The organism is Deltaproteobacteria bacterium (assembly GCA_030654105.1).
In the GTDB taxonomy this organism is placed as follows: Bacteria; Desulfobacterota; SM23-61; order SM23-61; family SM23-61; genus JAHJQK01.
This window is the reverse complement of the sequence record JAURYC010000022.1, coordinates 1-2847: the sequence shown is the minus strand read 5'-3', so window position 1 is coordinate 2847 and position 2847 is coordinate 1. Positions and strand designations below refer to the sequence as shown.

General features: G+C 52.1%; 2 protein-coding genes. Both read right to left on the bottom strand.

The window, feature by feature from the left end; genetic code table 11:
* Positions 1 to 56: 56 nt before the first annotated feature.
* Complete coding sequence (gene ftsH / locus Q7V48_00830) at positions 57 to 1997, bottom strand: ATP-dependent zinc metalloprotease FtsH (GenBank protein ID MDO9209285.1); 1941 nt, start codon at positions 1995 to 1997, stop codon at positions 57 to 59.
* A gap of 33 nt (positions 1998 to 2030) precedes the next feature.
* The gene (locus Q7V48_00825) at positions 2031 to 2657 is read right to left on the bottom strand and encodes a pyridoxamine 5'-phosphate oxidase family protein (protein MDO9209284.1); all 627 of its coding nucleotides are present in this window, start codon (positions 2655 to 2657) and stop codon (positions 2031 to 2033) included.
* Between the last annotated feature and the right edge of the window lie 190 nt (positions 2658 to 2847).

The following is a 2847-nucleotide window of genomic DNA, read 5'->3' as shown; positions in this document are numbered from 1 at the left end:
ACCTGGGCCTTCTGGCCAGAAGCCCGGACAACTGCGCTCGGTTGGCTACCGGACTTTCACGATGGCTGCTGACCCGGTGAACTATCGATCTTCGCTTGGGCCTGGGGTTCGGATTTGTTCAGCATCCTCCTGAGCTCTTCTCCCTGGACCATTTCCTTTTCCAGAAGGAGGTGGGCCAAGCTATCCAGGATATTGCGCCGTTCAGATAGGACCTGCTGCACTCTCTGATGGACCTCTTCCACCACCCGGGAAATCTCCTCATCAATCTGAGCCGCTTTCACTTCACTGTACGTTTTGCTGGGAGTAAAGCTTTCCGGGAGGAATATCGGCCGGCGCTCGCGCTCGTAGGTCACCAGGCCCAGGCGCTCGCTCATGCCATATTCCGTAACCATGGATCGAGCAATGTCCGTAGCCCGTTGCAAGTCATTCTGGGCGCCGGTGGAAATCTCTCCGAAGACCAACTTCTCAGCTACCCGCCCTCCTAAAAGGACGGCCAACCGGTCCAGTAACTCGGAACGGGTCAGCAAATAGCGGTCTTCGGTAGGCTGTTGCTGCGTATATCCCAGGGCCGCGATCCCCCGGGGGATGATGGAAATCTTATGGACCGGTTCGGCATGGTCTACGGATTCGGCCACGATGGCATGCCCGGATTCGTGGTAGGCAATGATTTCTTTTTCTTTGGGGCTCATCACCCGCTTTCTTTTTTCCAGTCCCGTGATCACGCGGTCAATGGCCTCGTCGAAGTCGGCCGCCTCTACTTCCTCTTTGTTCTTCCGGGCGGCCAGCAGGGCCGCTTCGTTGACTATGTTAGCTAAGTCTGCTCCCACAAAACCCGGTGTGCGGGCGGCAATTTTATGGAGGTCCACTTTCGGGGAGAGAAGGACATTTTTAGAGTGAATTTTCAGAATGGCCTCCCGACCATTAATGTCCGGCCGGTCCACCAGGACTTGCCGATCAAACCGCCCCGGCCTTAAAAGGGCCGGATCCAGAATCTCCGGGCGGTTGGTAGCGGCCATGATGATGACCCCTTTGTTGGATTCAAACCCATCCATCTCCACGAGAAGCTGATTCAGGGTTTGTTCCCGTTCGTCATGTCCTCCCATGACGTTCATCCCCCGGGCTTTACCCAGGGCATCCAGTTCATCGATAAAGATGATGCAGGGAGCCTGGCTGGTGGCCTGGGAAAAAAGATCACGGACTCGCGCTGCTCCCACCCCTACGAACATCTCAACGAATTCCGAGCCGCTGATACTGAAAAAAGGAACTTTGGCCTCTCCGGCCACGGCTTTGGCCAGGAGGGTTTTACCGGTTCCCGGCGCTCCCACCAAAAGTACACCCTTGGGAATTCTTCCGCCCAATCGTTGAAATTTTTCCGGGTTCTGTAAAAACTCCACGATCTCCTGGAGCTCTTCTTTGGCTTCATCGATTCCGGCTACATCGGTAAATGTGATTTTGGTCCCATCTTCGGCAAAGACCTTGGCTTTGCTTTTGCTGAAAGACATTACCCCCATGCCCGGGCCCATCCTTTTCATGGCGTACCTCCAGATCACGAAAAAAATGCCCAGGGGGATGATCCAGGAGAAAAGAGTATTTAGGAATTTGCTCTGGTAGAGGCCGGAATAATTTACCTTACGTTCATCCAGCTCTTTGACCAGGTTGGGATCCTCGACACGAACGGTGACGAAATCCTGGTCCTTTTTTTCTTCTCCTCCCTTAAGCGTTCCGTTGATACTCTCCGGGCCAATGATCACTTTACTAACCTGCCCTTCAGCCAGGCTTTGTTTAAACTTGCTGTAGGAAATACTCTCCACTTTGGGGGAAAGAAAGTAATGCTGTAAAAGGGTCAGCAGGGAAAAAACGATCAGAAAATACCAGATGCTGAAATGGGCCTTGGGGGGCAAAGCTTTCTTTTTCCGGGCGGGGTCCTGAGAACCGAAGAAAGAGCTGAGCTTTTCCCTAAAATTATCCTTTGGTCTTTTCTCTTGATTTGATGGCATATCCGCCTCCTTGAAAAAACTCGCCAAGAAAGTTTAAGATTTGGGTTGGTCTTCGTTTCCCTTGAGGGTCTTTAAGATCTCCTCCGCGATGATTAAATCTGCCGGTGCCCCTCTTTCCTGCAGTTGGGCCACTATTTTTCTCCGATCCGCTTCTGATTTGTTCTGCACCAATTTGAACTTTCCTATGATCTCCTCCACCATAAGGGCGTAGACCCCCGTAGCCGGAAGAACCTTTAGATAGAGCGGATCCCCGGGAGATATTTTCTTGTACCGCCCTTCCGGTTGATATTTCTGCATAAGCTGGTTGAGAACGGCGCATTTCTCTTCGGGGTCATCGATCGCCCTGCACTTCCCGCGCACCTGCACAGATTTAAAGGCAGTCGTGGCGGCGGCGGCATTCTCTTCCGAAGCAAAATGGGAGGGGACATAGCGTTGCACGGATACCACCGCAAAGGTGGCCCGTGGGTCTTGCTGTAAACATTCGTAACGCTCTCCGGCAACCGCTCCATGCCATAGAATCCGTCCATCGAAGACAAAATTCAATGGGGTAATCCTCGGCCATCCATCGGCTCCGTTGAAGGCCAAGTACCCGACTTCAGCGTTTTTCAGGACCTCTTCGAGTGATTCCTGATCTTTGACCGCAAATTCTTTTCTTCTCATCGATCCCCCTGAATACTAAGAGGGTTCAAGGATTCATGGGTTCAAGGGTCCCAGAGTTTTTCCTTGTCATATTTATTATTCCCTTCGACCCCTTGAATCCTTTCAATTCTCCCGGTACACACTTCAACCTAAAAAATGCGTGAATTGGAGGCGCAACCTTCAGGTTGCGTTGTTTATTCAATATGGGATT